24 protein-coding genes are annotated in these 25,840 nt (G+C 30.1%); 9 read left to right on the forward strand and 15 right to left on the reverse strand.

The window, feature by feature from the left end:
- Positions 1-69 precede the first annotated feature (69 nt).
- Positions 70-1,479 carry a sensor histidine kinase gene (locus J3359_RS07820; protein ID WP_208080438.1) on the reverse strand — a complete coding sequence of 470 codons (1,410 nt, stop codon included), beginning with the start codon at positions 1,477-1,479 and terminating at the stop codon, positions 70-72.
- A 52-nt stretch (positions 1,480-1,531) separates the two neighbouring features.
- Complete coding sequence (locus tag J3359_RS07825) at positions 1,532-1,993, reverse strand: hypothetical protein (RefSeq protein WP_208080144.1); 462 nt, start codon at positions 1,991-1,993, stop codon at positions 1,532-1,534.
- Between the two features lie 113 nt (positions 1,994-2,106).
- On the opposite strand from J3359_RS07825, the gene J3359_RS07830 reads away from it, so the two are divergent.
- The 3 genes from J3359_RS07830 to J3359_RS07840 all read left to right on the forward strand — a co-directional run bounded on the left by J3359_RS07830 (position 2,107) and on the right by J3359_RS07840 (position 3,772).
- Entirely contained in the window at positions 2,107-2,529 is a 423-nt protein-coding gene (locus J3359_RS07830) for a hypothetical protein (protein ID WP_208080145.1), read from the forward strand.
- Between the two features lie 72 nt (positions 2,530-2,601).
- Positions 2,602-3,036, forward strand: a complete 435-nt coding sequence (locus J3359_RS07835; RefSeq protein ID WP_208080146.1) for a LexA family protein — start codon at positions 2,602-2,604, stop codon at positions 3,034-3,036.
- A 25-nt stretch (positions 3,037-3,061) separates the two neighbouring features.
- Entirely contained in the window at positions 3,062-3,772 is a 711-nt protein-coding gene (locus J3359_RS07840) for a Bax inhibitor-1/YccA family protein (protein ID WP_208080147.1), read from the forward strand.
- Positions 3,773-3,790: 18 nt separating this feature from the next.
- Here the strand turns inward: J3359_RS07840 and J3359_RS07845 are convergent, their stop codons facing one another.
- Positions 3,791-3,958, reverse strand: a complete 168-nt coding sequence (locus J3359_RS07845; protein WP_208080148.1) for a hypothetical protein — start codon at positions 3,956-3,958, stop codon at positions 3,791-3,793.
- Positions 3,959-4,042: 84 nt separating this feature from the next.
- Between J3359_RS07845 and J3359_RS07850 the strand changes: the two genes are divergently transcribed.
- Positions 4,043-4,249, forward strand: coding sequence for a helix-turn-helix domain-containing protein (locus tag J3359_RS07850; RefSeq protein ID WP_208080149.1), 207 nt, complete (start codon positions 4,043-4,045; stop codon positions 4,247-4,249).
- Positions 4,250-4,482: 233 nt separating this feature from the next.
- Here J3359_RS07850 and J3359_RS07855 read toward each other — a convergent pair whose 3' ends face one another.
- A complete protein-coding gene (locus J3359_RS07855) occupies positions 4,483-5,814 on the reverse strand; it encodes an MATE family efflux transporter (protein WP_208080150.1) in 1,332 nt (443 codons plus the stop codon).
- A gap of 98 nt (positions 5,815-5,912) precedes the next feature.
- On the opposite strand from J3359_RS07855, the gene J3359_RS07860 reads away from it, so the two are divergent.
- Genes J3359_RS07860 through J3359_RS07870 form a run of 3 tightly spaced genes read left to right on the forward strand, consistent with a single transcriptional unit; the run spans position 5,913 to position 7,309 of the window.
- Positions 5,913-6,704: a universal stress protein gene (locus J3359_RS07860; protein ID WP_208080151.1), complete on the forward strand. Its 792-nt coding sequence runs from the start codon at positions 5,913-5,915 to the stop codon at positions 6,702-6,704.
- Positions 6,705-6,740: 36 nt separating this feature from the next.
- The gene (locus J3359_RS07865; RefSeq protein WP_243766004.1) at positions 6,741-6,965 is read left to right on the forward strand and encodes a DUF433 domain-containing protein; all 225 of its coding nucleotides are present in this window, start codon (positions 6,741-6,743) and stop codon (positions 6,963-6,965) included.
- A complete protein-coding gene (locus J3359_RS07870) occupies positions 6,965-7,309 on the forward strand; it encodes a DUF5615 family PIN-like protein (protein WP_208080152.1) in 345 nt (114 codons plus the stop codon). Before J3359_RS07865 ends, J3359_RS07870 begins: the two co-directional genes overlap by 1 nt.
- On the opposite strand, the gene J3359_RS07875 is transcribed toward J3359_RS07870, so the two are convergent.
- The gene (locus J3359_RS07875; protein ID WP_208080153.1) at positions 7,306-10,059 is read right to left on the reverse strand and encodes a PD-(D/E)XK nuclease family protein; all 2,754 of its coding nucleotides are present in this window, start codon (positions 10,057-10,059) and stop codon (positions 7,306-7,308) included. The genes J3359_RS07870 and J3359_RS07875 overlap by 4 nt on opposite strands.
- Positions 10,060-10,250: 191 nt before the next feature.
- Between J3359_RS07875 and J3359_RS07880 the strand changes: the two genes are divergently transcribed.
- The gene (locus J3359_RS07880) at positions 10,251-11,033 is read left to right on the forward strand and encodes an amidohydrolase (protein WP_208080154.1); all 783 of its coding nucleotides are present in this window, start codon (positions 10,251-10,253) and stop codon (positions 11,031-11,033) included.
- 719 nt (positions 11,034-11,752) lie between these two features.
- Complete coding sequence (locus J3359_RS07885) at positions 11,753-12,760, forward strand: IS110 family RNA-guided transposase (protein ID WP_208077854.1); 1,008 nt, start codon at positions 11,753-11,755, stop codon at positions 12,758-12,760.
- Positions 12,761-12,966: 206 nt separating this feature from the next.
- Here the strand turns inward: J3359_RS07885 and J3359_RS07890 are convergent, their stop codons facing one another.
- From J3359_RS07890 to J3359_RS07935, 10 genes are all read right to left on the reverse strand, one after another.
- Positions 12,967-13,950 carry an acyl-ACP desaturase gene (locus J3359_RS07890; RefSeq protein ID WP_208080155.1) on the reverse strand — a complete coding sequence of 328 codons (984 nt, stop codon included), beginning with the start codon at positions 13,948-13,950 and terminating at the stop codon, positions 12,967-12,969.
- Positions 13,951-13,954: 4 nt separating this feature from the next.
- Positions 13,955-14,683 carry a lysophospholipid acyltransferase family protein gene (locus J3359_RS07895; RefSeq protein ID WP_208080156.1) on the reverse strand — a complete coding sequence of 243 codons (729 nt, stop codon included), beginning with the start codon at positions 14,681-14,683 and terminating at the stop codon, positions 13,955-13,957.
- A 1-nt stretch (position 14,684) separates the two neighbouring features.
- Positions 14,685-15,107: a hypothetical protein gene (locus J3359_RS07900; RefSeq protein ID WP_208080440.1), complete on the reverse strand. Its 423-nt coding sequence runs from the start codon at positions 15,105-15,107 to the stop codon at positions 14,685-14,687.
- Positions 15,108-15,221: 114 nt separating this feature from the next.
- The gene (locus J3359_RS07905) at positions 15,222-17,912 is read right to left on the reverse strand and encodes a TonB-dependent receptor (RefSeq protein WP_208080157.1); all 2,691 of its coding nucleotides are present in this window, start codon (positions 17,910-17,912) and stop codon (positions 15,222-15,224) included.
- A gap of 217 nt (positions 17,913-18,129) precedes the next feature.
- The gene (pgi, locus tag J3359_RS07910) at positions 18,130-19,698 is read right to left on the reverse strand and encodes a glucose-6-phosphate isomerase (RefSeq protein ID WP_208080158.1); all 1,569 of its coding nucleotides are present in this window, start codon (positions 19,696-19,698) and stop codon (positions 18,130-18,132) included.
- A gap of 4 nt (positions 19,699-19,702) precedes the next feature.
- Positions 19,703-20,977 carry a peptidoglycan DD-metalloendopeptidase family protein gene (locus tag J3359_RS07915; protein ID WP_208080159.1) on the reverse strand — a complete coding sequence of 425 codons (1,275 nt, stop codon included), beginning with the start codon at positions 20,975-20,977 and terminating at the stop codon, positions 19,703-19,705.
- 125 nt (positions 20,978-21,102) lie between these two features.
- Entirely contained in the window at positions 21,103-21,873 is a 771-nt protein-coding gene (locus J3359_RS07920) for a DUF3108 domain-containing protein (protein WP_208080160.1), read from the reverse strand.
- 112 nt (positions 21,874-21,985) lie between these two features.
- A complete protein-coding gene (locus tag J3359_RS07925) occupies positions 21,986-22,903 on the reverse strand; it encodes a tryptophan 2,3-dioxygenase family protein (RefSeq protein WP_208080161.1) in 918 nt (305 codons plus the stop codon).
- A gap of 115 nt (positions 22,904-23,018) precedes the next feature.
- Complete coding sequence (gene hppD, locus J3359_RS07930) at positions 23,019-24,182, reverse strand: 4-hydroxyphenylpyruvate dioxygenase (protein ID WP_208080162.1); 1,164 nt, start codon at positions 24,180-24,182, stop codon at positions 23,019-23,021.
- 338 nt (positions 24,183-24,520) lie between these two features.
- Positions 24,521-25,675 carry a homogentisate 1,2-dioxygenase gene (locus J3359_RS07935; RefSeq protein WP_208080163.1) on the reverse strand — a complete coding sequence of 385 codons (1,155 nt, stop codon included), beginning with the start codon at positions 25,673-25,675 and terminating at the stop codon, positions 24,521-24,523.
- Positions 25,676-25,840 lie beyond the last annotated feature (165 nt).

Raw genomic sequence — 25,840 nt, forward strand, 5'->3', positions numbered from 1 at the left:
AAAAATAATTTTGTTATTATTTTTATTTAAACGCTATTTGTAAACTATAACTTAGACTGCAAATTTTTTTTATTCCATTGGTAAAATAACTGTAAAAGTAGTTCCAACTCCTTCTTTAGAAGTAAATGAAATAGAGCCTCCATACACTTCAATAATATTTTTTATAATCCCTAAACCTAAGCCCATTCCACTTGATTTGGTCGTAAATTTAGGTTCGAATATTAATTCCTTTACTTCTTCTGAAATTCCCTTTCCATTGTCTGAAACAATAATTTTTACATTTTCGTTTTCAGATAAAACTTCTACTTCAACTAATGGATTTTCTTCCTTTTCTGTTGCTTGTAAAGCATTTTTTACCAAGTTTGTTACAATTCTAATCAACTGTGTCTTGTCTAAAAAAGCATACAATTCCTCTTCTTTAGCAATGTATTTAATCGCTTTTTCGTTAAAAATATCCAAAGCTAACTTTACCACATCAATTACTTCTATTTTTTCTTTTTTCTGAGATGGCATTTTTGCAAAGTCAGAAAACGCAGAGGCAATAGAACTCATTACATCTATTTGCTGAATTAAAGTTTGCGAATACTCTTTTAATTTCTCCTTAATTTTTGGATCTTCAGCATTAAACTTTCGCTCGAAACTTTGCACAGTTAATCGCATTGGAGTTAACGGGTTTTTAATTTCGTGTGCCACTTGTTTTGCCATTTCTCTCCACGCTTGTTCTCTTTCGCTTTTTGCTAATTTTACAGCACTTTCTTCTAATTGGTCGATCATATTATTATATGCATCTACTAAAACCTCAATTTCTGAACTTGCTTTATTTAAAATAATTTTCTCATTTTGCTCATTCAAACGCGTTTGTTGCATCTTGTCTGAAATCGTTTTTATAGAACGTGTAATGTAACTTGATAGAAAAAACGCAAGGGCAATTGCAATTAAAAACATTAAGATATATACCAAACTTAACCTGTACATAAACTCTCGAAGTTCGTGTTCGATTTCGGAATTATCTTGTGTAAACTGCAATTCTAAAATACCTATTCTTTTGTATTTAGCATCGCTTATATAAGAATACGAAGTTTGATAACTCTTATCTTCTACTTCTAAATTTTTTAAAATTCTATGGTTAGAGTTTTGCGCCAATTCTTTAATTATTTCTTCAGAAAGTGGCATTACATCTATCTTTTCGAAAGCACTTGCTATTGAAGATTTTAACAAATTTCCATTCAAATCGTAAATGGCAATGTTCAACTTATTTATTGAAGAAATTTCGTAAATACGTTCTTTAAAAATTTTATCTAAATTTTCTGTATTTACAGCATAGGTTGTTTTATTGGTAAGTTCTAAATCTATAATTTGTTTTGCAATGGCTTCTTTTCTTTCGAAACGCTGAATGTTATAGTCTTTCGTTTGCTCGTCATATTGATAGATAGTAACAACCAATATTAAAATTGATGCTAATAACACCAATAAAATCATCGATAAAAAAATACGAATCCTTAAGGAAACATTTTTGAATATTTTCAAATTATTATTCTTTTATTTGTTTTGTTTTCATTGTTAAAAGATCGTCGAAATCGCCATCTTTATCCCAATCGTATTTACTTTTGGCAAGAAAACCTTCTTTTGTTTTTGTAATATGATAACTCACTTTCATCTCTCGATCTATATAAAAAAATTCTACAAAAAGAGAATCGTTTTCTACACGCCATTTTCCATTAGAATTGGAAGTTTTTTCTCCTTTTTTATTCATAAACCAAGCAGAAAATGTTCCATCTAAATTGTATTTAGATTGTGCTAAAATTTCTGGATCATCATCAAACTTATCTTCGTATATTTCTAAAGAATCTGATTTTTGATAGGTTGGCATTTCTAATTTTAAATACGTTGTTTGCCAACTCTTTGCCATATATTTTTTTAATGGATTTTCTTTCTTACAAGCAACAAAAAGCATTCCGAAAACGATTAGAATTGTAAAAAATATTGATTTCATCTTGAGTTCTTTTTAAGAACGACAAGATACTTAAATAAAAAAGTCATTACAAATTAAAATTGCAAAGGCGGAAAAAGTTAATTGATGAAAAACGCTTAAATTCCAATTCAACTATGTTAGCTATAGATAACGCTAATGGTGGAGTTTATGATATTGAAAACTTTGCAGAACTACCAAATGAACTTCATGAATATATACAACAAAGACAATTTAACTTTGTACCAACTTATAGTAGCTTAAATATTAGTGGTGGTAATCAAATCATTAATCCAACTGACTTAAACAAAAACTACTCTCCATTATCACCTCCCTTAGCTCCTAAAAATTCTTGCTTTGATAATTTTTATACCAACCCTTTGTCTAGTAAAGGTCATACTCAATTTACATTGAAAAATGGAAACGATATTTTTTGCTCCAATTGTAATTCTAACAGAATATTAATTGCATCGATTCAAAAAAAGAATGTATTTTATATGTTATTCCCATTTTTCGAAAAAATAAGACACATTTGTAATAACTGTAAGACAATATTTTAGAATTATTTTTCGAAAACTTATTTTAAAATAAATTCTGTAAAATTTAAAGAAAAGTTATAATTTTACAAGCAAATGGAAACATCTAAAAATCTTATTTTTTTCAATCCAAAACCATCTACAATCGATGGTGCTCTATTAATAGATACTGGTATTTCTGCAGGTTTTCCTATTCCTTCAGGAGATTTTGAGCAAGAAAAGGTTTCTTTAGATGAAGAGTTAATTAAAAATAAAAACAGTACTTTTTTTGCGAAAGTAAAAGGTCAATCGATGATTAATGCTGGGCTAAATAACAACGATTTATTAGTTATTGACAGAAGTTTACAGCCAGAAGATAAAAAAATTGCAGTTTGTTATGTCGATGGAGAATTTACTGTAAAACGACTAAGAGTTCAAAATAATGAAGTTTGGTTGCAACCAGAAAACCCAGATTATCCCATTATAAAAATTACAGAAGAAAACGATTTTATAATTTGGGGAATTGTAACAAACGTGATTAAAAAATTATAACAAAATAATATTTAAATTTTAAATTATGGAAAATGCTTTTGAAAATTTTGAAAACAAATTACTTTTAACACAAGCAACAGATAAAGTTCGTGTAGAATTTTATAAAAAAACATACGCACATGTTGGTGGTGGCATCTTATTATTTATACTTTTCGAATATCTTTTACTGCAAAGCAATACTCTTGTAGAGTTTATGCTTTCGATGACACAGGGTTGGAAATGGTTAGTAATGCTAGGTGGTTTTATGTTTATAACCAATTATGCAGAAAGTACTGCCTTAAAAACTGCTGATAAAAATAAACAATATTTAGCCTATGCAATTTACATTTTTGCTGAAGCTATTATTTTTGTACCACTTTTATATATGGCAATTATTTATACAGAAAGTTACGATTTATTGCAACAAGCAACTATTGTTACTTTGGCTTTATTTGTGGGAATTTCTTCTATTGTTTTTATTACAAAAAAAGATTTTTCTTTTATAAAATCTGGGTTAACAATTGGTTTCTTTATTGCAATTGGATTAATTATTGCTGGCTCTTTATTCGGTTTTAATTTAGGTTTGTGGTTCTCAGTGGGTATGTGTGTTTTGGCTGGTGGAGCTATTTTATACCAAACCTCTAACTTGGTAAACAAGTTTGGTACAGAAGATTACATTCCTGCAGCCTTAGGTTTATTCGCTTCTTTAATGTTACTTTTCTGGTATGTATTATCGATTTTTATGTCTAGGGATTAAGGCATTTATCTTATAAATTTAAAGAAAATCAGTACTTTTTAGTGCTGATTTTTTTTTTGATAATTGGGCTTCCAACAATTTTAATTCAGTTAATTTCTTCAATTTATATAAACCAATTAACATCTTTATTACAATATTTAATATTATAATTGCTGCTTTTGATTTGAAATGTGTTTTTTTAATCATCACAGGATTGTTTTTTATTCTGTTTAGTAAAATATTTACAAATGCAAGAAACCTAAAACAAGAAAACGATTTAACAATATAAATATGGCAATCGTAGTAAATTTAGATGTAATGCTTGCCATACGCAAAATGAAAAGCAAAGATTTGGAAGAAATTATCGGCATTACAACCGCTAATTTATCCATTTTAAAATCTGGCAAAGCAAAAGCAATTCATTTCTCTACTTTAGAAGCAATTTGCGATGCTTTGGACTGCCAACCTGCAGATATTTTAGAATATAGAGAAGATTAAATAATTTTTATTTTTATCTAAAATAATCAAAATTATTAGGGAATTAATTATAACAAAAAGTTATACAAAGAAGTCGCAAAGTTACACAGAGAAATTTCACTCTTGTAGTTTTAATTATTCAAATCGCTTTTCTAATTTCTTTTCAAATCAAGAGAACAAACTGTCAAAAAAAAAAATCATAAAGTCTGCAAACATTCTCTGTAAAAACCTGTGAAATCTATCTCAAAATAAAATCACTTTTCCGCCAATGGTAAAAACTTATTTCTAAATTTAATAAATATAGGAAGCCCTCTAATAATCATCCATAAAACGAAAGTAATCCAAATTGCATATAATTTTAAATCTAAAGAATCGAAAAACAGCAAAGAAGGAATAAAAACCAGTCCTGTAGATGCTATTAAAAGGTTTCTTAAAAACTTCATTTCTCCCATTCCTTTAAACATTCCATCTAAAATATAGGTAATTCCACAAATGGGTTGCATGGCTAAAATTAACCAAAAAGTCATATAAAATTGATCTAAAACTAAATTGTCTTTTGTAAAAATTCTACCAATTGGTTCATAAAAAACAAATCCAATAAATGCCATAACAACACCAGTTAAAAAACCGTAGAAAATTAATTTATTACTTAATTTTAATAATGTTTTGTAATCTTTTGCGCCTAATAGTTTTCCTGATAATATATTTCCAGCACTCGAATAACCATCGATACTAAAAGCACCTAAAAGCCATAAATTTAAACCAATTGTGTATGCTGCAATGTATTCTTTCCCATAACTTGTGGCATAAGAAGTTGCAAAATACAAAGCCGTATTTAAAGCGATGGTTCTTATAAAAAGATTTCCCATCATTCCTAACAATCGTTTTATTTCTGGATGAAAAGGAAACGAAATTTTTAAAGATATTTTTGTCTTTTTCAATAATAAAACTACAGAAATTATTGCCATAGTAATTTGGGCAATTACACTTGCATACGCAGCTCCTTTTATGTCCATTGCAGGAATATAGCCTTCGATTCCATAAACCAAAATAATATCTAAAACAATGTTTAACGAAGCTCCAATAATGGCAATTATCATCGGATAAAAAGTGTTTTGTAAACCTCTAAATGTTCCGAAAATAGCAAATACAAACAATGAAAAGGGAAAACCAAAAATTCTAATATTAAAATAGGTAATACAATACTCTAAAATTTCTCCTGATGCATTATAAAATGCAAAAATTTTTCTAGAAAACGGAAAAGAAATCGCTAAAACCAATAAGCTTCCTAAAACTACAATTGTAATGGCTTGTGCTGGTAAATTTTTAACTTCATCTAATTTATTAGCACCAACATATTGCGAAATTATCGAAGAAATGGCACTTCTAACTTGTCCGAAAACCCAAACCAGCATCGAAATAAATGCTCCAACAATACCAACAGCTGCCAAACTTTCTGTGGCATTTATATCTATATTACCAATAATTGCAGTATCTGTAATAGATAACACAGGCTCTGCAATACCAGCAATTAAGGCAGGAATTGCCAATTTATTAATATTCTTAAAACTAATATTTGTGTTCAAAAAAAAAATATTTTTTGCAAATGTACATATCTAAAAAATAGAAATAGAATGGATTCTCTGAAATTTAACTAACTTTGCATAGTTAAAATTTTACCACTATGAAACACATTTTAGTACCTATTGGATCTACAGTAAGCGCACAAAACACTTTACAGTATGCTATTGATTTCGCATCTGAAATCGATGCAAAAGTATTTGTTTTTAGAGCATACAATGCAAAATCGAAAGCAGGAACAATGATTAATGTAAACTCGATTATAGAACGTGAAACCAACCTATATTTACGCACATTAGTTGCTTCTGTAAATACGAAAAATGTAAACATTAAATTAATCGCTTCTCAAGGAAGTTTAATTGATAGTGTAGAAGCCGTGCACAACGAAATTGGTGTCGATTTAATAATTGTTGGCTCAAAAAGTAATTCTATTAAAGAAGAATTGTTTTTAGGAAATACTGCTGGAAAATTAGCAAAAATGTCCGATTTATCTGTTTTAGTAGTTCCAGAATCTTATGTTTTTAAACCGATAGAAAATATTTTAATGGCTTTTAAATCGGGAATTGTAAAAAGAAAACACGCTTTAAAACCTTTACAGTTTATTACTAAGAAATTTAACGCTACAGTAAATTTATTATTGGTAAAAACACCTGATTATACTGAAGAAGATTTGGTTTTAAATAAAGGTTTAGAAGAACTAAAATCTACATTAACAGTTACTGAAAATGCAACTACATTTCAGGCTGTTTTAGAGCATAGTAAAACCCATAATCCTGACTTATTATGTGTTTTTAGACGTAAAAGAGGCTTTTTTAAGAAATTATGGGAAAAAAGTACCATCTTAAAAGAAGAATTTTATACTGCTGTTCCTTTGTTAATTTTGAAAGGGAAATAGGAGTTTCGTTTTAAATTCTCTATATTTAAGAAAAAAATGATGGTTGATTATAAAAAATATATAGCAATTGAGCCTAATAAAAGATTTGGAAAACCAATACTTATTGGAACAAGAATATCTGTTTATGATGTTTTAAATTGGTTGGCAAATGGTATGTCTAAAAAAGAAATTTTAATAGACTTTCCAGAGCTAAAAGAAGAAAGTATTAATGCATGTTTATCTTTTGTTGCAAATAGAGAAAATAGCATAAGAGTAGCTTAATGAAGTTGTTATTCGACCAAAATATTTCTTTTCGTATTCTAAAACAAATCGATTCTTATTACCCAAATTCTAAACAAGTTCGAGTTTTAAATTTAGAAAATGCGTCGGATTCTAAAAAATGGGAATTTGCAAAAGAAAATGATTTTGTAATTGTTACATTTGATGCAGATTTCTCTGATATTGCAAATATAAAAGGAAATCCTCCAAAAATTCTTTGGTTGAGAACTGGAAATACAAGCACAAAAAACATTGCTAAAATCCTTAAAAATCGCTTTGAAGTTATTTCTGAATTCATTCAAAAAGAAAAATACAAAACAATTGCTTATTTAGAAATTAATTTCTAATACTTCAAATCTGCAGGTTCTATAAAATCTATTTCTGGGTCGTAAATTTCTTTAATATAAATTTTTATTTCTTCCAAAAATTCATCTAATTTTTCTTGGGTTATTAACGTGTCTGGTTGTCTATAATTCGATGAAAAATTAACGGATAAAAACCCTTTATTTAAGTTTTTAAAAGAATAAATTCCTGCTGTTAATGGTTGTTTAAAATCGTAGTTTTTACTTCTTGTAAATAACAACGCATACAATAAAACCTGAATGGCTTTGTGGAATTTATCTTCTCGTAAATCGTCGTAATTTACAACTCGCAAATTCGATGCATCTACCATTCCTGTTTTGTAATCTATAATTCGTATTTCGCCATTCAACTCATCTACTCGATCTACTTGACCATGAATCTTTATGGGAAAATCAATACCATCAATGGTAATTTCTGTGGCTAAATTTTCCTCTGTTGCCAATATTTTAAGTTGATTATTAATATCTGAAACCAACTTTTTTTCATGTGATAAAAAGTTAGAAACGAATCTATTTGCAACTTCAAAAATTAAGCGGTTTTTTCCTGTTGAAATATCTCCATTTTTAAAATGAATTTTGAAATGTTTTACGACCAAACTTTTTGCTTCTTTCTCCATTTTTGAAACAACTTCTTTGTTTAGAAATTTACCTACAAAAGGCGTATATAATTCATCTAAAGTTTCATGCACAACAGTTCCTAGGGTGTTAAAAGCAACTGTTTCTTCAACATCATCAAACTCTTTTAACTTTAAAATTTTCTGTTTATAGAACGAAATAGGGTTGTGCAAATAGTTTGTAAATGCAGATGGAGAAATACCCTTTTCTGCCAAAATTTTCAATTGCTTGAAAACAGATTTATTTTTACTAATTTGCTTTAAATCAATCGTATCTAAAACCACTTCTGGCGAAACTATTTTCTGAATAATGTTTGGCTTTAGCATTTCTAATTGCGTAACAAATCGGCTTTTTTCTCCACTTCCAAAAACGTCGTGTTCTGTATTATATAAAATAAAAATGTTTTTTGCTCTTTGCAACAATCTAAAAAAGTGATACGAAAAAATAGCATCTTTTTCTCTGTAAGTTGGCAAACCAAAAGCCACTTTTACATCGAAAGGAATAAACGAATTTTGTTGCGAACTTGCTGGTAAAACACCTTCGTTTGTAGAAGTTAAAATTACGTTTTCGAAATCTAAAACACGCGTTTCTAACATGCCCATTAATTGCAATCCTTTTAACGGTTCTCCTTGAAAAGATAAGGTTTCTGAAGCTATTAATTGTCTAAAAAACAACGCTAATGTTTTTAAATCTTGGAAATAATTATATTCCAAATGCAAGTTTTTCAACTGCGTAAAAACCGTATAAAAACGGAATAAATATTCCTTTTCTAAATCTGTTGTTTCTTCTTTTAATAAATTAATAAGCCCTAAAACTCCTTCAATAGAATCTGCAATTGTAGAAAATGGCATAAAAATAGTGCTGATTCCTTTTCTTGTTTCTTCGTTACTTTTTTCTAATAATTGGTCTATTTCATTTTTAGAAATGAAGGTTAAATTTTCTTTCGCAATTCTATCACAGAAATTATCTACAAGTGCATTTTTTTCTTCAATTAGTAATTTATAAATCGCCTGATTTTTAAAAAACCGAACCACGTCTTTGTAATAAAACTCATTTGTTGCTGTTTTTTGCAATTTTTCTTGTGAAGTAAAAAGCTGAAATATCGAAAAAATTAATGTCGTTGTTGGAATATCTTTCAAAGGATAACCCATTGTTATATTTATGGCATTTATGTTTTTAGGCAGAGAATTCAATGTTATTGGCAACAACGTTTCATCTGCCATTACCAAAGCAGTATTGTTAAAATTCTCGAATTTCTCTAAAATTTCTCCAGCATATTTTATTTGTGTTGTGTTTTTAGAAGCACCAATAACTTGTATGTTTTTCGGTTCGGAAAATGAGCTTCCAAGGGTTTTTAAATCGTGCTTTTCGTAATATTTCCACTCTTTCTTATACTTTCTAATAAAAGTTCCAGCTTGATGATTGGTTTTGAAAAATGCCTCGTCCAAATCCCAATAAATCTCTGAATTTCCATTTTCTAATACTCTTTGAAATAAAAATTCTTCAGCTTTATTTAGCGCATTAAAACCAATAAAAACTATTTTTTTATGAGAATTTTTCTCTAAAAAAGCAGAAATATTTTTTGAAGCTTCTCTGTACATGATTCCCTGATATCCAATTTTTTTCTCCAATAAAAAAGCATAAAAAACAGGATAATACTTATGCAATCTTTCTAAGAAAGCATAATGGTCTTTTACCAATTCTGTTTCTTTAAAGGTTCCTGTAACCGACCATTTTTTTAATCGCTGAATGTCTCTTAAATAAATAAAAATCTCTTTTGTATCTATTAAATGTTGGTCGAGTTCATTAAAATCTTGTAAAACTGTAAATGCCCAAGAAGAAAAAACATCAAACGAATCTGGGTTTTCCTCAATATTTTTATAAATGGTATAAAAGTGAAATAATAATTGAATACTATCTGCTTTTTCGATTCCAGAAACTTGTTGCACAAATTGTTCTATATTCTGTATTTCTGGCAAAAAACCGACTGATATTTTTTCTTTTAACGTCTGTTTTACAAATACTTTTGCTCTTTGAGAAGGCAGTACAAATAGCACATTCTCAAAAGAAGTGGTTGTTTTTAAAATATCGTCTAAAGTTTCGGAAATAAAAGATTGCATAGCGTTAATTAGTTCTCGACTGCACTCGAACAGACATAAATAAATAAGTGTATTCTCGAGCATTAATGAAATCAAAATAAATTTTGATTGAAATTAGAACCGCAGTTTTCGAGAGGTTGTATTCAAAAAACCAAATTACAATTTTTATCTTATTTTTGAGTGATTGAATCTTTTAATTTTATGATTTTAAAATGAAAAACGAATTAAAAATTGTGGGCATTCAGGCTGATTTGGTTTGGGAAAACCCCACTAAAAACAGTGCTTTTTTTGAACAAAAAATCGAAAAACTAGATTCGGATGTCGATTTAATTGTGCTACCAGAAATGTATACGTCTGGTTTTACCATGAATCCTAAAAATGTTGCCGAAAAAATGGATGGTTTTTCCGTTTCTTGGATGCAAAAAATAGCTTCTAAAAAACAAACCGCTATTTGTGGAAGTTTGGTGATTTCTGAAAATGGAAAATTCTATAATCGGTTTGTTTTTGTTTTTCCTTCAGGAGCAATTGAAACGTATAATAAAAGACATTCTTTTACTTTGGCTGGCGAAGATAAAGTGTACACTGCTGATTCTAAAAAATTAATTATCAAATATAAAGGATGGAAAATTTGTCCGCTAATTTGTTACGATTTACGTTTTCCTGTTTGGGCAAGAAATGCCGAAAATTACGACTTATTATTGTTTATGGCGAATTGGCCTGTTGCAAGAATTAAAGCTTGGGATACACTTTTAAAAGCGCGTGCAATTGAAAATATGTGTTATGTTATTGGCGTAAATAGAACTGGAAAAGATGCAAATAATTACGAGTATTCTGGAAATTCTTTAATTATTGATTATTTGGGTGAGGAAATTTCTTCTTTAGCTGAAAATGAAGTTGGTATTGTATCTGCAACAATTTTTAAGAACAAACAAGAAAGGGTAAGAAATAAATTGGGGTTTTTGAATGATATGGATGCTTTTTCTATTAAATTTTAATGGAAAAATTACCACAAAAAAACATAGAATTGATGTGGAATTTTACGGATTTTATACATTAAATTAACTTAATACTTATCAACCCCAAAAGGGTTCCAAACCCTTTTGGGGTTTTGGTATTTTATAAAAAAAACCTCACAGATTTTGGAAACCTAGTAAGGTCTGTGTATTTCAAAAAATATAGAAATTCTTTATAATTCTATTCGTTTGTAAACAAGTTTGAGCTCTGATTGAAACGATATCCTTTTTTACTGTCAGTTCGAGTGATTTTTGATGGAAAATTTACCACATTGGGCCATAGAAAACATAGAATTGGTGAGGAAGTTGTGACGAGTTGCTGGTTTAAAAAAATTGGTATTTAGTAACCCCAAAAGGGTTTGGAACCCTTTTGGGGTTTTGTATTCTGGAACAAAAAAGACCTCACAGGTTATGGAAACCTCGTATGTTTGTGTTTGATTAAATTGAAGAATAAAAATACATAAAGTTCATTGAAAAAAGGATAAAAATGTTTTGTTTTGATACTTAAACAAACAAAGAACTAGGTAAGTGCAAGAAACAAACCTTGATAATGCATTTGCATATATCGTCTTTCAGAATATCCTCTTACCTAGCTTTCTTTCTTTAGAACCTGAACAGTATTTTAGGAATAATTTCAATAATTATATCCAGTATTATTACGAGGTTAGGCTGTGGGAAGAATTCTTTGTAAATCTAACAAAATGGACAAAGTAATTAAACAAGTAGTAGGCATTGATGTTTCTTGTAAGAAATTTGATGTATGTTTTCAAGAGCAAACACAAACAGGAAGTTTAAGTATTAAAGGCACACGTAGTTTTAGTAATGATCTAAAAGGCTTTAAAGACTATTTAATATGGTTTTCTAAACGTAAAAAGGAAGTTTATTTAGTTCATATTATGGAGGCTACAGGTGTTTATCATGAGAATTTATGTTATTTCTTATTTGAACAGCAAGAAAAAGTAAGTGTACAATTAGCACAAAAGATAAAATATTTTGGAAAAAGTTTACATCAAAAAACAAAAACAGATAAAGCTGATGCTAAATTAATCGCTCTTTTTGGGTTTTCATTTTCAGTAGCATTATGGGAACCAATTAGTGAACATTTTCAAGCCATAAAAGACTTGTGTAGAATGTTATCACAATTAAAAAAATCTAAATCTGCAACACAATCTCAATTGCATGCGTTTGAGAGTAAACACGGTGTTTTGGAAGAAGTGCTTACAATTATGAATAAGCTATTGGTTCAGCAAGAAGATAGTATAAATGAGTGTGAAAAAGAAATAAAATTATGGGTCTCAAAAGACAAAGATTTAGAAGAAAAAATTAATAGAATAACAGCAATTAAAGGCATTCAAATGCTTACTGTTGTTAAATTATTAGCAGAAACAGATGGTTTTAGAAAATGTAGTAGTATTCGTAAATTAGTCAGTTATGCTGGTTTAGATGTTGTAGAAAATCAATCTGGAACTAAATCAGGGCGAACTAGAATTTCAAAAAAAGGGAACTCGCATATAAGAGAAGCGTTGTATATGCCAGCACTTTGTGCTTGTAGATTTGATCAGAGAATGAAAACTTTCTATAAAAGATTAAATGAAAAACAAAATACTAAAAAACAAGGAGTTATTGCTGTGATGAGAAAACTATTAATTGTAATTTATACCTTATGGAAAAATGAGCAACAGTATAATCCAGAATATCAATGGAAATAAAAAAGGGCGAAATGAATCGCCCACAGGATAATCATAAAATTGATTTCCTAAATGAAATATAAAAATAGAAAATTAATATAAATAAATTAGGATTTTAACACAGTATCTGTGAGGTCTGTATAATTCTAGTGTTTTAAAAAAAAATAAATCACTTACATTATTTACTTGCCTAAACAGTTAAACAATTACACGATTAAACAGCTTTCTTATGCTGGCACCATCCATTTGAAATTAAACTTCGTATCTGGAATTACAATTCTTTCTGTAATTCTGTACATTCTTTCTGGCAATTTCATTAAATAATCTCTTGCTTTTTCTGCTTCTGGAGTAAGATTTGTAATCTTGTCTATCTCCCACATGGTATTTAATTTCTTTAAAATATCTACATAATCGAAACCTGTATACACACCAACTCTTTGTGCAACTGCAGAGAAATCGTCGAATAAACTTCCTTTTGAACCAAAAGATTCTCTTAAATGCATGGCTGGCATTACAATTTTATGTTTCATCATGTGTTGGAAAGCCAACATCATTTCACTTGGATCTATTTTAAAAATTTCTTTTACAAAATGTGCATACGCTTGGTGATGACGCATTTCGTCTCCTGCAATAATTTTAGACATTTTTGCCAAGGCTTTGTGTCCTTTTTTACGTGCAATTTTCGCAACGTTGTTATGAGAAACGTAGGTTGCCAACTCTTGAAATGTGGTGTACACGAAGTTTTTATAAGGATCTGTAGATGTACCAATATCAAAACCATCTGCAATTAAATGTTGTGTAGAAATTTCTACTTCACGCATGTTTACACGACCAGATAAATACAAATATTTATTTAAAGTATCTCCATGTCTATTTTCTTCTGCAGTCCAAGTTCTTACCCATTTTGCCCAGCTATTATCTGGGTCTTGGCTAACGCCATCTAAATCTAATAACCAAGATTCGTAGGTTGGTAGGGCTTCTTCTGTAATTGTATCTCCTACTAAAACTACCCAAAAATCGTCATGTAATTCTTTAGATAATTCTCTTATTTCTTCTACTTCAGAAATAAAAGTATCTTTTTGTGAGTTGGGTAAAAAATCTGTTGGTTGCCAGATTTTTTCTGCAGGAATTAAATACCTTTCCATGAAAGTATCCATGCTTTTTTCTAGCTGCAACATTACTTCTTTTCTAATATTTTTAATTGTGGACATTCTCTTATTTTATATGTTCTTTAATTACTTTTTCTGTTTTTTCTACTAATTCTTCAAAAGATAAGGAATTAATTTTAATTGGCTCGTGTGTTGTAATGGTTATTGGACTTCCAATTCCTAATGGAAATTTTCCATATTTAAAAACTTTCCAGGAGTTATTTATGGTTAAAGGTACTATATAACCCTCTTTATTGTATTTTGTGATTACTTTTAAGCCATTTATGGCGAATTTTTTTGGTGTTCCATTTCTACTTCTTGTGCCCTCTGGAAATATGATTGCTCCCCATTTATTTTGGTTAATTCTTTTTGAAAAATTGACCAGCTCGCTAATTGCTTGTTTTGGATCTTTTCTATTGATTAACGCTGCACCTCCGTTTCTTAAATTGAAAGATACACTTGGAATGCCTTTTCCTAATTCGATTTTTGCTACAAATTTTGGATGTTGTTTTCTAAAAAACCATCCAATTGGTGGAATATCGAATGTAGATTGGTGGTTGGATACAAAAATAACGGAAGTATTTTCGGGAATTTTATATTTATTTACTAATCGTATAGGAACTCCAATGATTAGCATCGATTTTATTAAACAAAAGTTTAAAGCAGCAACAACTGCATCGTGTGCTTTATGCCCAAATAATTTTAAACTTAACCATTGTAGTGGATGAAAGATGATTAGGAATAAAAAAAACACCAATACAAAGATTGGTGATAGTATGTAACTTATTATTTTCATTTTATAACCAGTTGTTCCAAGGTATTCTTGAAAGTATTAATAACAATGCAATTCCATAAAAGATTGCAAATGTTTTAAATTTTGCTGTATCTGTGGTTTTCTTTTTGTGTTTAGACCAACCAATTGTAATTAGTACGATTGCTAAAATCATAGTAATTGGGTGTTCTACTGCTAATAATCTTGTAGCTTTTTCTCCCATAACAGAACCTGCATCTGCTTTTAGGGCTTTATACCAAGGAGACATAAAATACCACGCCAAACCTATTAAAAGTTGAATGTGAGAGACAATAAGGGTAAATAAACCTAATCGTAAGTCTTTGTCTGTAAATTGTTTCTTTTGGCTAAGACCAATAATTGCATTTATTACTGTAAAAATTAAAATTGCCAGCACTAAATATGCCCAATAAGAGTGCACATCTTTCATCATAATAGTTTGTTTTATTAATTCTTACAAAGTTACTAATTTTTATGCATAAAAAACCACCTCTTCCGAAACTTCGAAAGAGGTGGTTTTAAGTTTTTAATAATAAGATTTATATTAGAAGTTATATCTAACGCTAGCATTCCAAGTTCTACCCCAACCAAAAATACCTTTATTATCTACATTTATTCCATTGTAAGTAGTGTCTCCCGAATTCGCTTGAATATTAGTTCTTAAATCAGATATATATATTTCAGAGAAAACATTGTTTACATTTAATCTAAAGTTGATTGATTGGTTTTTAGTTCCTTTTAAATTTAATTTGTAAGAAACACCAAAATCCGTAATGTCATAAGATGGTAGTTGTAAGTTTTCTTTAACAGCTCCAACATTAGCATATAAATTATCGTAAAATCTCCAATCAAAATCTACTGATAAATCATTTGTAATATCGTAATCTAAACCAAAACCTAAAGTAAATTGTGCTGCATCACCAACCTTACCACCATCAAAATCTTCTGGCGTTTCGCTTATTACATTTTGATCTTCATCCACAACTCTTGTTATACCTGAACCAACAAATTTCCAATCTCCAATAGAAGTAAACCCTTTAAAGTTTAACTTTCCATTTAATAATTTTGAATTAAAATCAATTTCAATACCTTGGTGTAGTTGTTCAACTCCTTGATTCGTTTCAAATTGCACAACATCATTTACCACATTTGAAGAACCAATAACTCTATCTTTCCAAGAAGTTCTATATAAGTTTACATTAGCAACAAAATTTGGTTTTGAAAAACTATAACCAGCTTCTAAACCAAATATTTTTTCATTTTTAGTTAGTGGGTTAATTTGGTTTGTATTATTTAAATAAATATTATCATGATATGGCTGACGAGAATAATAACCTATGTTTCCATATATTTTATTACTTTCATTTATAACATAACTACTACCACTCTTAATATTATAACCAAGGTTGTTAGCTTTTTCAGAATCTACACCTGAAGTTATTCCAGCAGGTAAAGGTGTTCCAGTAGACTGTGGTGAAGTCCCATCTATTAAAGATTGATCGGCATATTGGTAGTGGTCAAATCTTTGATGAGTTTGATTTGATAAAGATCCCTGAAAAAATGCAGAAAAATTATCTGTTGCATACTCTAATTGAGTAAAAACACCACCATAAGAGATTCTCTCATCGTTACTATAATTAATTTTATCTTTTTCGTCAAAATCTGCTGTTAGTGCTGCCCAAGGACTAGCATTTAAACTTTTTTTAGTTGTAACATTTTTATAAGTCCCAAAACTACCATAAGTTTGATGTCTATCATTTTGATTTCTTAAACGAATACCTTCAGTCCAAGAATTCAAACCTCTAAAGTTTTCAACAATTCTAAAGTGCTCTCCGTAATAAGTCCTTAAATCTAAACCAATGTTAAAAGTAAAATTATCATTAATTTTTTTCTCAAAATTAGAAACCAAACCATACCAGCTATGTAAATTCATTGAAGCTCTAGTAATATAACCTTGTTTAGAGCCGAAGTTTGATGCATCTCCACCTGTACTAGCATTTAATGCGTAAATAGCGTCATAGTCTACCTGACCTTCAGGCGTATCATTAATTCTTGCGCCTCTTGGACCAGTTCCACCTCCTCGACCCCAAGAAGCATATAAAACTGTTGATAAATTTGAGCTTTCATTAATATCATAATCCCAATTTAAGTTTATAACTGGTTTATGATAAAAATTTCTTCTTTCTGTTTGATATTCACCTTTGTAAGTACCCCAATTACCATTATATCTTTGTCCACGCTTTATATAAGTAGATATTTTCTCGTTGAAAGCTTGATCATGGTATTGTGGCGCTCCTGTAACCAATAAGTTAAAATTATGTTTATCATTTAATTTATAACCAAATGAAATAAAGTATGTTTGACCCTGACCTCTTGTACCATCCATATACCCATCACCTTGCCAATGAGAAAGCATAACAGAAGCTGCTAATCCATTTTGATTTTGACCAGTATTATAAAATGCAGTTGTTTTAAAATAGCTATCATTTGCAAAAGAAGATGATACATAACCCCCAGCTTTTTTAGCAGTTGTTTTTGTTACAAAGTTTACTGTACCTCCAACTGAAGAAATTGCTAACTTAGAAGCCCCCAAACCTCTTTGAATTTGAATTGCTGATGCTACATCATTAATTCCAGACCAATTAGACCAATACATTTTACCATCTTCCATACCGTTAATAGGTTGTCCATTTAACAAATATGCAGTATTATCTTGTTGAAACCCTCTAACTGACATTCTAGAATCACCAAAACCACCAGCTTGACCAGAAACGTATACTGAAGGTGTATTTACCAAAGTCATTGTAACATCTTGTGTACCAATTTTCTTTTGAATTTCAGCTGCTTTAATTGTTGATACAGCTACAGGGGTTTTTCTTCCACCTGCTAAATCAATTACACCTTTTCCTACAATTACAACTTCGTCTAAAGAATCTGCATCTTCTGTAAGTTGAATTGTTCCTAAGTTCGTTTTTGATGATGAAAAAACAACTGTTTTGTTATTATAGCCAATAAATGAAACTACAATAGCACCAGAGTTTGAATTTGCGTTTAAGGTAAAATTTCCATCAAAATCTGTTGATGTTCCATTTGTTGTACCTTTAACCATAACACTTGCTCCTGGTAATGGTTGGTTGGTTTCATCTACCACCTTTCCAGTAAGTTTTGTTTGTCCTAAAACTGTTGCAGTTACAAAAAATAATGCTACAAATAATAAGTTTTTAAAATGTTTCATTGTTGAATTTTAGATTATTTTAATATTCTGCAAAATTCTTTCTTTTACAGATTTCTAATGTTAACCTAATGTTAAGTTTTAACAAAAGATTAAGATGTCGAAAATTACTAAAATAAGCGCTATTATCTAATTATCAATATATTACATATTAACAAACTTATTAACCAAAGACAAAAAAAGGTTAAAATTTTAAATTCTCTACTTTAAAAATGAATCACTATTGCTTATTTAGCAATTTTTTAGCTAATTCTTTTCCTAATTCTACACCAAATTGGTCGTAACTATAAATATTCCATAGAATACCTTGTGTGTAGATTTTATGCTCGTATAAAGCGACTAATTTACCTAAAGAGTGGGGTGTTAATTTATTAAAAAGAATGGCATTGCTTGGTCTATTTCCTTCGAAAACTTTAAAAGGCAACAATGCTGCAATTTTATCTTCGTCTCCAGCAAATTTTAATTCTAAATGCACCTCTTCTTTCGATTTTCCAAAAGCCAAAGCATCCATTTGTGCATAATAATTCGCCATTAATTTTTTATGATGGTCGGTTAAACCATATAAAGATTCTTTATAACCAATAAAATCGGCAGGGATTAATTTGGTTCCTTGATGCACCAATTGCATAAATGCATGTTGCATATTGGTTCCTGTACTTCCCCAAACAATGGTTCCTGTTTGGTACTCTATTTTATCGCCATTTCTATCGACTCCTTTTCCATTACTTTCCATAATGGCTTGCTGTAAATAGTCTGGTAATTTCTTTAAATATTGTGTGTATGGTAAAACAGCTTCGGTTTCTGCTCCGTAAAAATTATTGTACCAAATGCTTAATAAAGCTAAAATTACTGGAATGTTTTTATTGAAATCTGTATTTCTATAATGCAAATCCATTTCTTCTGCTCCATCTAATAAAGCTCGGTAATTATCGAAACCTACTGATAAACTAATAGATAAACCAACTGCAGACCATAAAGAAAAACGACCACCAACCCAATTCCACATTGGAAAAACGTTTGCTTTGTCGATTCCAAAATTATCCACAGCTTCTAAATTTGTAGAAACCGCCACAAAGTGTTTTGGAATATCGAAAATTGTTGCGGATTTTAAGAACCAATTTTTAATCGTTTCTGCATTTGTTATAGTTTCTTGCGTTGTAAAAGTTTTAGAAACAATTACAAATAAAGTAGTTTCTGGGTTCAGTTTTTTAATGATTTCTGAAACGTGATCTCCATCTATATTTGAAACAAAATGCGTTGTTAATTGGTTTTTATAATATTGTAGTGATTCCACAATCATATCTGGGCCTAAATCACTTCCACCAATACCAATATTTACAACATCTGTAATCGATTTTCCAGTGTAGCCTTTCCATTTTCCAGAAATAACTTTATTACTAAAGCTTCTAATTTTCCTTAAAGCAGTTTGTATTTGAGGTTTTACATTCTTTCCGTTCACTAAAACTGGGGCTTCAGAATTGCTTCTTAGAGCTGTGTGTAAAACTTCTCTTCCTTCTGTAACATTAATTATTTCTCCATTAAACTGCTTTTCAATGGCATCTTTTAAATCTACCTCTTTTGCCAATTCTACTAATAAATCGATGGTTTCTTGTGTTATTCTATTTTTAGAAAAATCTACTGATAAATCATTCAACTCTAAAGAAAAATGGTTTTTCCTATTGGCATCTTTATGCAAATCTTTAATGTTTATATTCTCTAGCTCATTAAAATGATCTGTTAATTTTTTCCACGCGTTTGTATTGGTTGGGTTGATATTCTTTAATGCCATTTCTTTAGTTTTGTGCAACTTCTTCTGTAAATTTAGAAGGCTCTTCTGTTGGTAATTGGTTATAATCTAATTGATATTTTAAAGGTTCTATAAACTTTAAAAATCTTGGTTTTATCTGTTTATTTAGTGGTTCTGCAGCAGGTAATTTCTCTCTGAAAGGATCTACTTGTCTTCCGTTTTTCCAAAAACGATAACAAACATGTGGGCCACCAGTATTTCCTGTCATTCCAACTGTACCAATTACTTGCCCTTGTTTTACATAATCTCCTTTTTTTACTTTTCGCCTTTTCATATGCAAGTATTGTGTTGCATAAGTTCCATTATGTTTTATTTTAACATAATTTCCGTTTCCACCTTTTCTTCTAGATTCGATAACAGTTCCACTTGCAGTTGCTAAAATAGGAGTTCCAATATTTGCCGCAAAATCTGTACCTCTGTGAGGTTTAATTCTGTTTCCATAATAAGCAATTCTTCTTTTTAAATTATATCTTGAAGAAATTCGGTATTGAAATTTAATGGGTGATTTTAAAAACTGACTTCGCAACATATTTCCATCTTCATCGTAATATTCTGGAATGCCTTTTATGGAATCTGCAATAAAGCGAAAAGCATACAAATCTTTACCATTATGATTAAAAACTGCTGATTTTATCTCACCATAACCCGCAAATAAAGAATCTTTTATAAACTTTTCTTCAAAAACAAGTTTAAAAGAATCTCCTTTTTGAAGTTTGTAAAAATCCAGTGTCCACGCATAAATATCTGCAACATTATTTGTTAAATTTGCTGACAAATGCAAACTATCCATCGCATTCGAAAGGTTGGAATGTATTTTTCCTTCCACAATTCTTTCCACCGTTTTTATGGGTTGTAAATACGTATGTGCTTTTACAATAGAATCGGAAAAATCGACAACTGTTGCTCGGATTTTATCATTTTTATAAATAAATATCTTTGCTTCTTCAAGAGAATCTTTACTCGCTAAAATCGTGTAAGGCTTTCCTGCTCTTACTCTTCTAACATCAAAAATATCTTTAATGGAAGTCGCAATATTATTAATTTTCGGATAAGTTACATGATGCCTGTCTAGGATATATCCAAAACTTTCGCCACTTTTTATGGTATCTTGAATTACTTTATAATCGTTAATTTTATAACCATACCTGTAAACGGGTTTTGGTTTTACTGGTTTTACAGGTGTTGGAACTGGCTTTTTTTCAGCATTACTACAGGCTGAAAAAACGATTATAAACAATAAAAGGTGCAGTGCTTTTTTCAAAAAAATGGGAGTGATTTTATAAGTTGCCCAAAAGTACAAATAAAATTGATTTATTTTAAATCTAACCTATGAAGTTCCGATAACGGTTTCGTTAAAGTTTTTATAATTTTACCAGAAGTAAACTTTTATTTTGTTTCAAAAGCGTTCGCTAAACCCTTATACTGCTCTAATTCTGCTCGTAAAGAACCTACAGAAAGGTTTGCTTTTAATTTAATTGGAATTTTATTGGCATCGTCTGTAATCCAAATGGTAACACTTTCTTGCGCTTTAAAAACTCTTCCTGATTGTACAAGTGGTCTAAAAATTAATGTATTAACGTCTCCGAATTTTGTATCTAAAACCTCTTTTCCTAAAAAACGAAGTTTAAAAGGATAAATTTGTGCGTCCATAAACATATCAATAGCAATTTCATCACCCTTTTTCATGTTTTTTACGTCTTTGTTTCTTAAATAATAAAAAGACGATAACATATCTTGTACATTCGAAAAAGCGACAGAAGTATCTTTCTGTTTTATAAAATCTTGAACATACGCTTTGTTAGAAGTATAATTAAAAGAAGTATTTCTATGTTTTTTATAACCTCCTTCATTAATTTTTCTTTTGAATAAATAAGGTTTTACATTGTCTTTATCGAAATAAGATTCATAAATATCATCTACCTTAAAAAACCATTTTATCATTCCAGAGGTCCAACCAGAACCCTTGGTATGAAACACTTTTTTTCCATTTAATTCTGTTTCTTCTACTTCTAAAACCGCAGTTCCAGCTCTTAAAACCCCACTATAACTCATTTTATAACGAAGCAATTCGCCACTTTTAAATGCGTGCTTTTGTTCTTGGGCAAAGACAGAAAATGTTAAAAATAAAACGAGTGTAATTATTGTATTTTTTTTCATAGTTATCAAACTTATAAAAAAGTATTGACAATTACCATTCCAAAAAAGAAAAATTTATTTACAGTGAATTTATAATAGACTTTTTAACGTTTTCTTAAATTTCTTTTTGATGCTAAAAAGTTCCCCAGTTTTTTAATTCATCTGTACTCCATAAATAGGGAAAAAAGATTCTCCTTTGATATTTTGGATGCATATATTTTCGCCAATTACTACCTCCTGTTGCTTCTAAATCTTGCTCTTTTCCTCCAATATATTTTGCTGCTGCATTGTAATGAGCCATTACCCATTTTACGTTTACTGTATAATCGTAATGACGCATTTCTTTTATTAAATCTTCGTTTTCTCGGACTTCTTTTGGCAATTGTTTAAACTTTTTAGAAAGATTAATATCGTTGTAATCTTCCATAAAATCAATAAAATCTCCTATATATTTTTTCTCGAAAAGATTTAATAGGGTTGATTTCTGTCCAGTTGTGTAATTTTTACCAGCAGCTTGCCAGTACAAATGATTGTAAGCGTGTTTAAATGAGGAATTTCTGTTTATACTATCTCTAAAACGCACATCAATTAAGTTAATAAGTTCTGTGGAAGCAAATTCAATTTTTCTGTATTGTGCCGATTGAAAACCACTTGCAGGCGTTAACGTGTTTCTAAATTTTAGATATTGTTCTTTTTCCATTCCATCTGCCATTACATTAAATGAACTACAAAGCATATCAAAATATCTGCTAATTCGTCCCAAATGCATCGAAAATTTATCTACTGTAACTTCAATTGTTTTTGCGACTTGGTCTATTTCCCAAAGTATCATTTTAAACAATAATTCGTTTACTTGATGATACATAATAAACACCATCTCATCTGGTTGTGTAGTTCTTGTTGTTTGCAAACCTAAAAGTGCATCTGTTTGAATATAATCCCAATATGTAATTGGTTTGCTATGCAATAATCCTTCTAACATTGCGTCTACTGGAACACCTAATTTATCGTATTTTTCTTCTATTGCTTTTAAAATTTTTCCTCTTTCCATTATTGTAAGTTGTTAAACAAAGATAAAATAGTTTTGTAAAAAAAAGACCTCAAAGGTTTTAAAAACCTTTGGGGTCTGGTAATATTTATACTGTAAACTGCAACTGAAAACTATTTTAAAGCGTTCCTCTTTTTGCCTGTTCTCTTTCTATAGATTCAAAAAGCGCTTTAAAGTTTCCTGCTCCAAAACCTTTAGCACCCATTCTTTGAATGATTTCAAAAAACAAGGTTGGCCTATCTTCTACTGGTTTTGTGAAAATTTGTAATAAATAGCCTTCTTCATCTGCATCTATCATAATTCCTAAACCTTTTAATTTTTCGATGTCTTCTCTTAATTCGTGGCTAAATTCTTCTAATCTTCCAGGAACTGCCCTGTAATATTCTTCTGGTGGTGTAGATAAAAACTCTATTCCATTTGCTTTTAATTGCGAAACAGTTTTAATAATATCGTCTGTTGCCATAGCAATATGTTGTACACCTGCACCTTCGTAAAAATCTAAATATTCTTCGATTTGAGAACGTTTTTTTCCTTCTGCTGGCTCGTTTATTGGAAATTTAATTCTTCCATTTCCATTCGACATTACTTTACTCATTAATGCTGAATATTCTGTATGAATCTGGGTATCGTCAAATGATAAAAAGTTAACAAAACCCATTACATCTTCATAAAATTTTACCCATTTATTCATTTGATTCCAACCTACATTACCAACCATATGGTCTATATATTTTAAACCTGAAGTTGGTGGATTGTAATCGGATTCCCATTTTCTAAAACCTGGTAAAAATGCACCATTGTAGTTTTTACGCTCCACAAACATGTGTACAGTTTCTCCATAGGTATAAATTCCTGCTCTTACAACCTCTCCATGTTCGTCTTTTTCTACAGTGGGTTCCATATAAGATTTTGCGCCTCTAGAAATGGTTTCTTTGTAAGATTTTCTTGCATCTTCTACCCAAAGTGCCACTATTTTAACGCCATCTCCATGTTTTACAATATGGTCGTTTATGGGCGATTTACTGTTTAAAGGTGTTGTTAAAATAATTTTGATTTTATCTTGGGTTAACACATAACTCACGGAATCTTTTGCGCCAGTTTCTAAGCCACGATACGCATACGATTGAAACCCAAATGCTGTTTTGTAAAAATGTGCAGCTTGTTTTGCGTTACCCACGTAAAATTCTACATAATCTGTTCCTAATAATGGAAGGAAATCTTGTGCTCCTTCGAATATTTTTTCTAATCCGTAATTAACTGATTTTATTTCTTTTTTACTCATTTTGTTTATGTTTTGTAACCCAGAATGTAACCCAGAAAGGGTTTTAAACCCTTTCTGGGTTCTGGGTTCTTGACTGTTTGTTTTTTCAGACCTCACAGGTTTTAAAAACCTGTGAGGTCTTTGTTACTAATAAAGTAGCTATTTTATTTCTTAAAGCAATTCGTTCGCAAACAAGTATAGCCCTGATTGAAACGACATCCTTTTTGCTTTTTTGCAAAAAGATATAGTGGAAAGCAGGAAATAGCTTCTAATAATTATTTTAATGAACTTTTTTTACTACAAAGCAACATAGAAAACATAGTTTTTTAATTATGTTGCTAATTCCTTTTGATGGGCTTTTACAACCAACTCTTATAATAATCTTCATCTGCAATTTTCATAGCTTCTTCTGTAACCTGCAAAGGTTTAAAAGTGTCTACCATAACTGCTAATTCTTCGGTTTTTGTGTGCCCAATACTGCGTTCTGTTGCTCCAGGATGTGGACCATGAGGAATTCCTGCTGGATGCAAGGAAATATGACCTTGGTCGATGTCATTCCTACTCATAAAATCGCCATCTACGTAATACAAAACCTCGTCTGAATCGATATTACTATGATTGTAAGGCGCAGGAATGGAATCTGGATGGTAATCGTACAAACGTGGCACAAAACTACAAATTACAAATGTGTTTGTCTCGAAAGTTTGGTGCACTGGTGGTGGTTGATGAATTCGACCTGTAATTGGTTCGAAATCGTGAATTGAAAATGCGTAAGGAAAATTATAGCCATCGTAACCAACGACATCAAAAGGATGAGAAGCGTAGGTCATTTCTATAATTTCGCCTTGCTTTTTTACTTTGATTAAGAAATCGCCAAGCTCGTTATATGTTTCTAATTCTTGTGGTCTTCTTAAATCTCGCTCGCAAAATGGCGAATGTTCTAATAACTGACCAAACCAGTTTCTGTAACGTTTTGGTGTATACACTGGACTGTAAGATTCTACGATAAAAAGTCGATTATTTTCGTTGTCGAAATCTAATTTGTAAATAATTCCACGTGGAATTACTAAATAATCTCCATATTTAAAATCGAGATTTCCCAAATGCGTTCTTAATTTTCCTGTTCCTTTATGGATAAAAATTACTTCGTCTGCATCTGTGTTTTTATAGAAATACTCTGTGGTAGATTTCTTTGGTGCCGCTAAAATAATATTACAATCAGCATTTGTAAGAACAACTTTTCTACTTTCTAAATAGTCGTTTTCTGGCGGAACTTGAAATCCACGAAATCTGTAAGATTTAATATTATTTGCTTTGGCAATTTTTGGTTTTACGGAATATTGTTTACCAATATGTTTAACCATTGTTGGTCTGTGTTCGTGATAGCTGTTGGTAGACATTCCGTCGAAACCAATGGTACCAAACAACTGTTCGTAATATAAACTGCCATCTTTTTTGCGGAATTGTGTGTGTCTTTTAGGTGGAATTTCTCCTAGTTTATGATAAAAAGGCATTTGCTAATGTATTAATGAGTTAATAAAAACAACGTAACAATTGTGCTTTAGCAAAGTATTGTTACATTTTTTACATTGAAAAACTTATACATTAAACGCTCATTCAGGATTGCGCTTTATTAGGAATTTTAAGTATGTTAATAAATCTGAATACATTTCAATCTA

It is taken from the genome of Polaribacter cellanae, from assembly GCF_017569185.1.
GTDB classification, from domain to species: Bacteria; Bacteroidota; Bacteroidia; order Flavobacteriales; family Flavobacteriaceae; genus Polaribacter; species Polaribacter cellanae.

Bases quoted from the DNA above. Each gene is read 5' to 3' on its own strand.
- J3359_RS07820 (WP_208080438.1), bottom strand. From the start codon at position 1,479: ATGATTTTATTGGTGTTATTAGCATCAATTTTAATATTGGTTGTTACT.
- J3359_RS07825 (WP_208080144.1), bottom strand. From the start codon at position 1,993: ATGAAATCAATATTTTTTACAATTCTAATCGTTTTCGGAATGCTTTTT.
- J3359_RS07830 (WP_208080145.1), top strand. From the start codon at position 2,107: ATGTTAGCTATAGATAACGCTAATGGTGGAGTTTATGATATTGAAAAC.
- J3359_RS07835 (WP_208080146.1), top strand. From the start codon at position 2,602: ATGGAAACATCTAAAAATCTTATTTTTTTCAATCCAAAACCATCTACA.
- J3359_RS07840 (WP_208080147.1), top strand. From the start codon at position 3,062: ATGGAAAATGCTTTTGAAAATTTTGAAAACAAATTACTTTTAACACAA.
- J3359_RS07845 (WP_208080148.1), bottom strand. From the start codon at position 3,958: ATGATTAAAAAAACACATTTCAAATCAAAAGCAGCAATTATAATATTA.
- J3359_RS07850 (WP_208080149.1), top strand. From the start codon at position 4,043: ATGGCAATCGTAGTAAATTTAGATGTAATGCTTGCCATACGCAAAATG.
- J3359_RS07860 (WP_208080151.1), top strand. From the start codon at position 5,913: ATGAAACACATTTTAGTACCTATTGGATCTACAGTAAGCGCACAAAAC.
- J3359_RS07865 (WP_243766004.1), top strand. From the start codon at position 6,741: ATGATGGTTGATTATAAAAAATATATAGCAATTGAGCCTAATAAAAGA.
- J3359_RS07870 (WP_208080152.1), top strand. From the start codon at position 6,965: ATGAAGTTGTTATTCGACCAAAATATTTCTTTTCGTATTCTAAAACAA.
- J3359_RS07875 (WP_208080153.1), bottom strand. From the start codon at position 10,059: ATGCAATCTTTTATTTCCGAAACTTTAGACGATATTTTAAAAACAACC.
- J3359_RS07880 (WP_208080154.1), top strand. From the start codon at position 10,251: ATGAAAAACGAATTAAAAATTGTGGGCATTCAGGCTGATTTGGTTTGG.
- J3359_RS07885 (WP_208077854.1), top strand. From the start codon at position 11,753: ATGGACAAAGTAATTAAACAAGTAGTAGGCATTGATGTTTCTTGTAAG.
- J3359_RS07890 (WP_208080155.1), bottom strand. From the start codon at position 13,950: ATGTCCACAATTAAAAATATTAGAAAAGAAGTAATGTTGCAGCTAGAA.
- J3359_RS07895 (WP_208080156.1), bottom strand. From the start codon at position 14,683: ATGAAAATAATAAGTTACATACTATCACCAATCTTTGTATTGGTGTTT.
- J3359_RS07900 (WP_208080440.1), bottom strand. From the start codon at position 15,107: ATGAAAGATGTGCACTCTTATTGGGCATATTTAGTGCTGGCAATTTTA.
- J3359_RS07905 (WP_208080157.1), bottom strand. From the start codon at position 17,912: ATGAAACATTTTAAAAACTTATTATTTGTAGCATTATTTTTTGTAACT.
- pgi (WP_208080158.1), bottom strand. From the start codon at position 19,698: ATGGCATTAAAGAATATCAACCCAACCAATACAAACGCGTGGAAAAAA.
- J3359_RS07920 (WP_208080160.1), bottom strand. From the start codon at position 21,873: ATGAAAAAAAATACAATAATTACACTCGTTTTATTTTTAACATTTTCT.
- J3359_RS07925 (WP_208080161.1), bottom strand. From the start codon at position 22,903: ATGGAAAGAGGAAAAATTTTAAAAGCAATAGAAGAAAAATACGATAAA.
- hppD (WP_208080162.1), bottom strand. From the start codon at position 24,182: ATGAGTAAAAAAGAAATAAAATCAGTTAATTACGGATTAGAAAAAATA.
- J3359_RS07935 (WP_208080163.1), bottom strand. From the start codon at position 25,675: ATGCCTTTTTATCATAAACTAGGAGAAATTCCACCTAAAAGACACACA.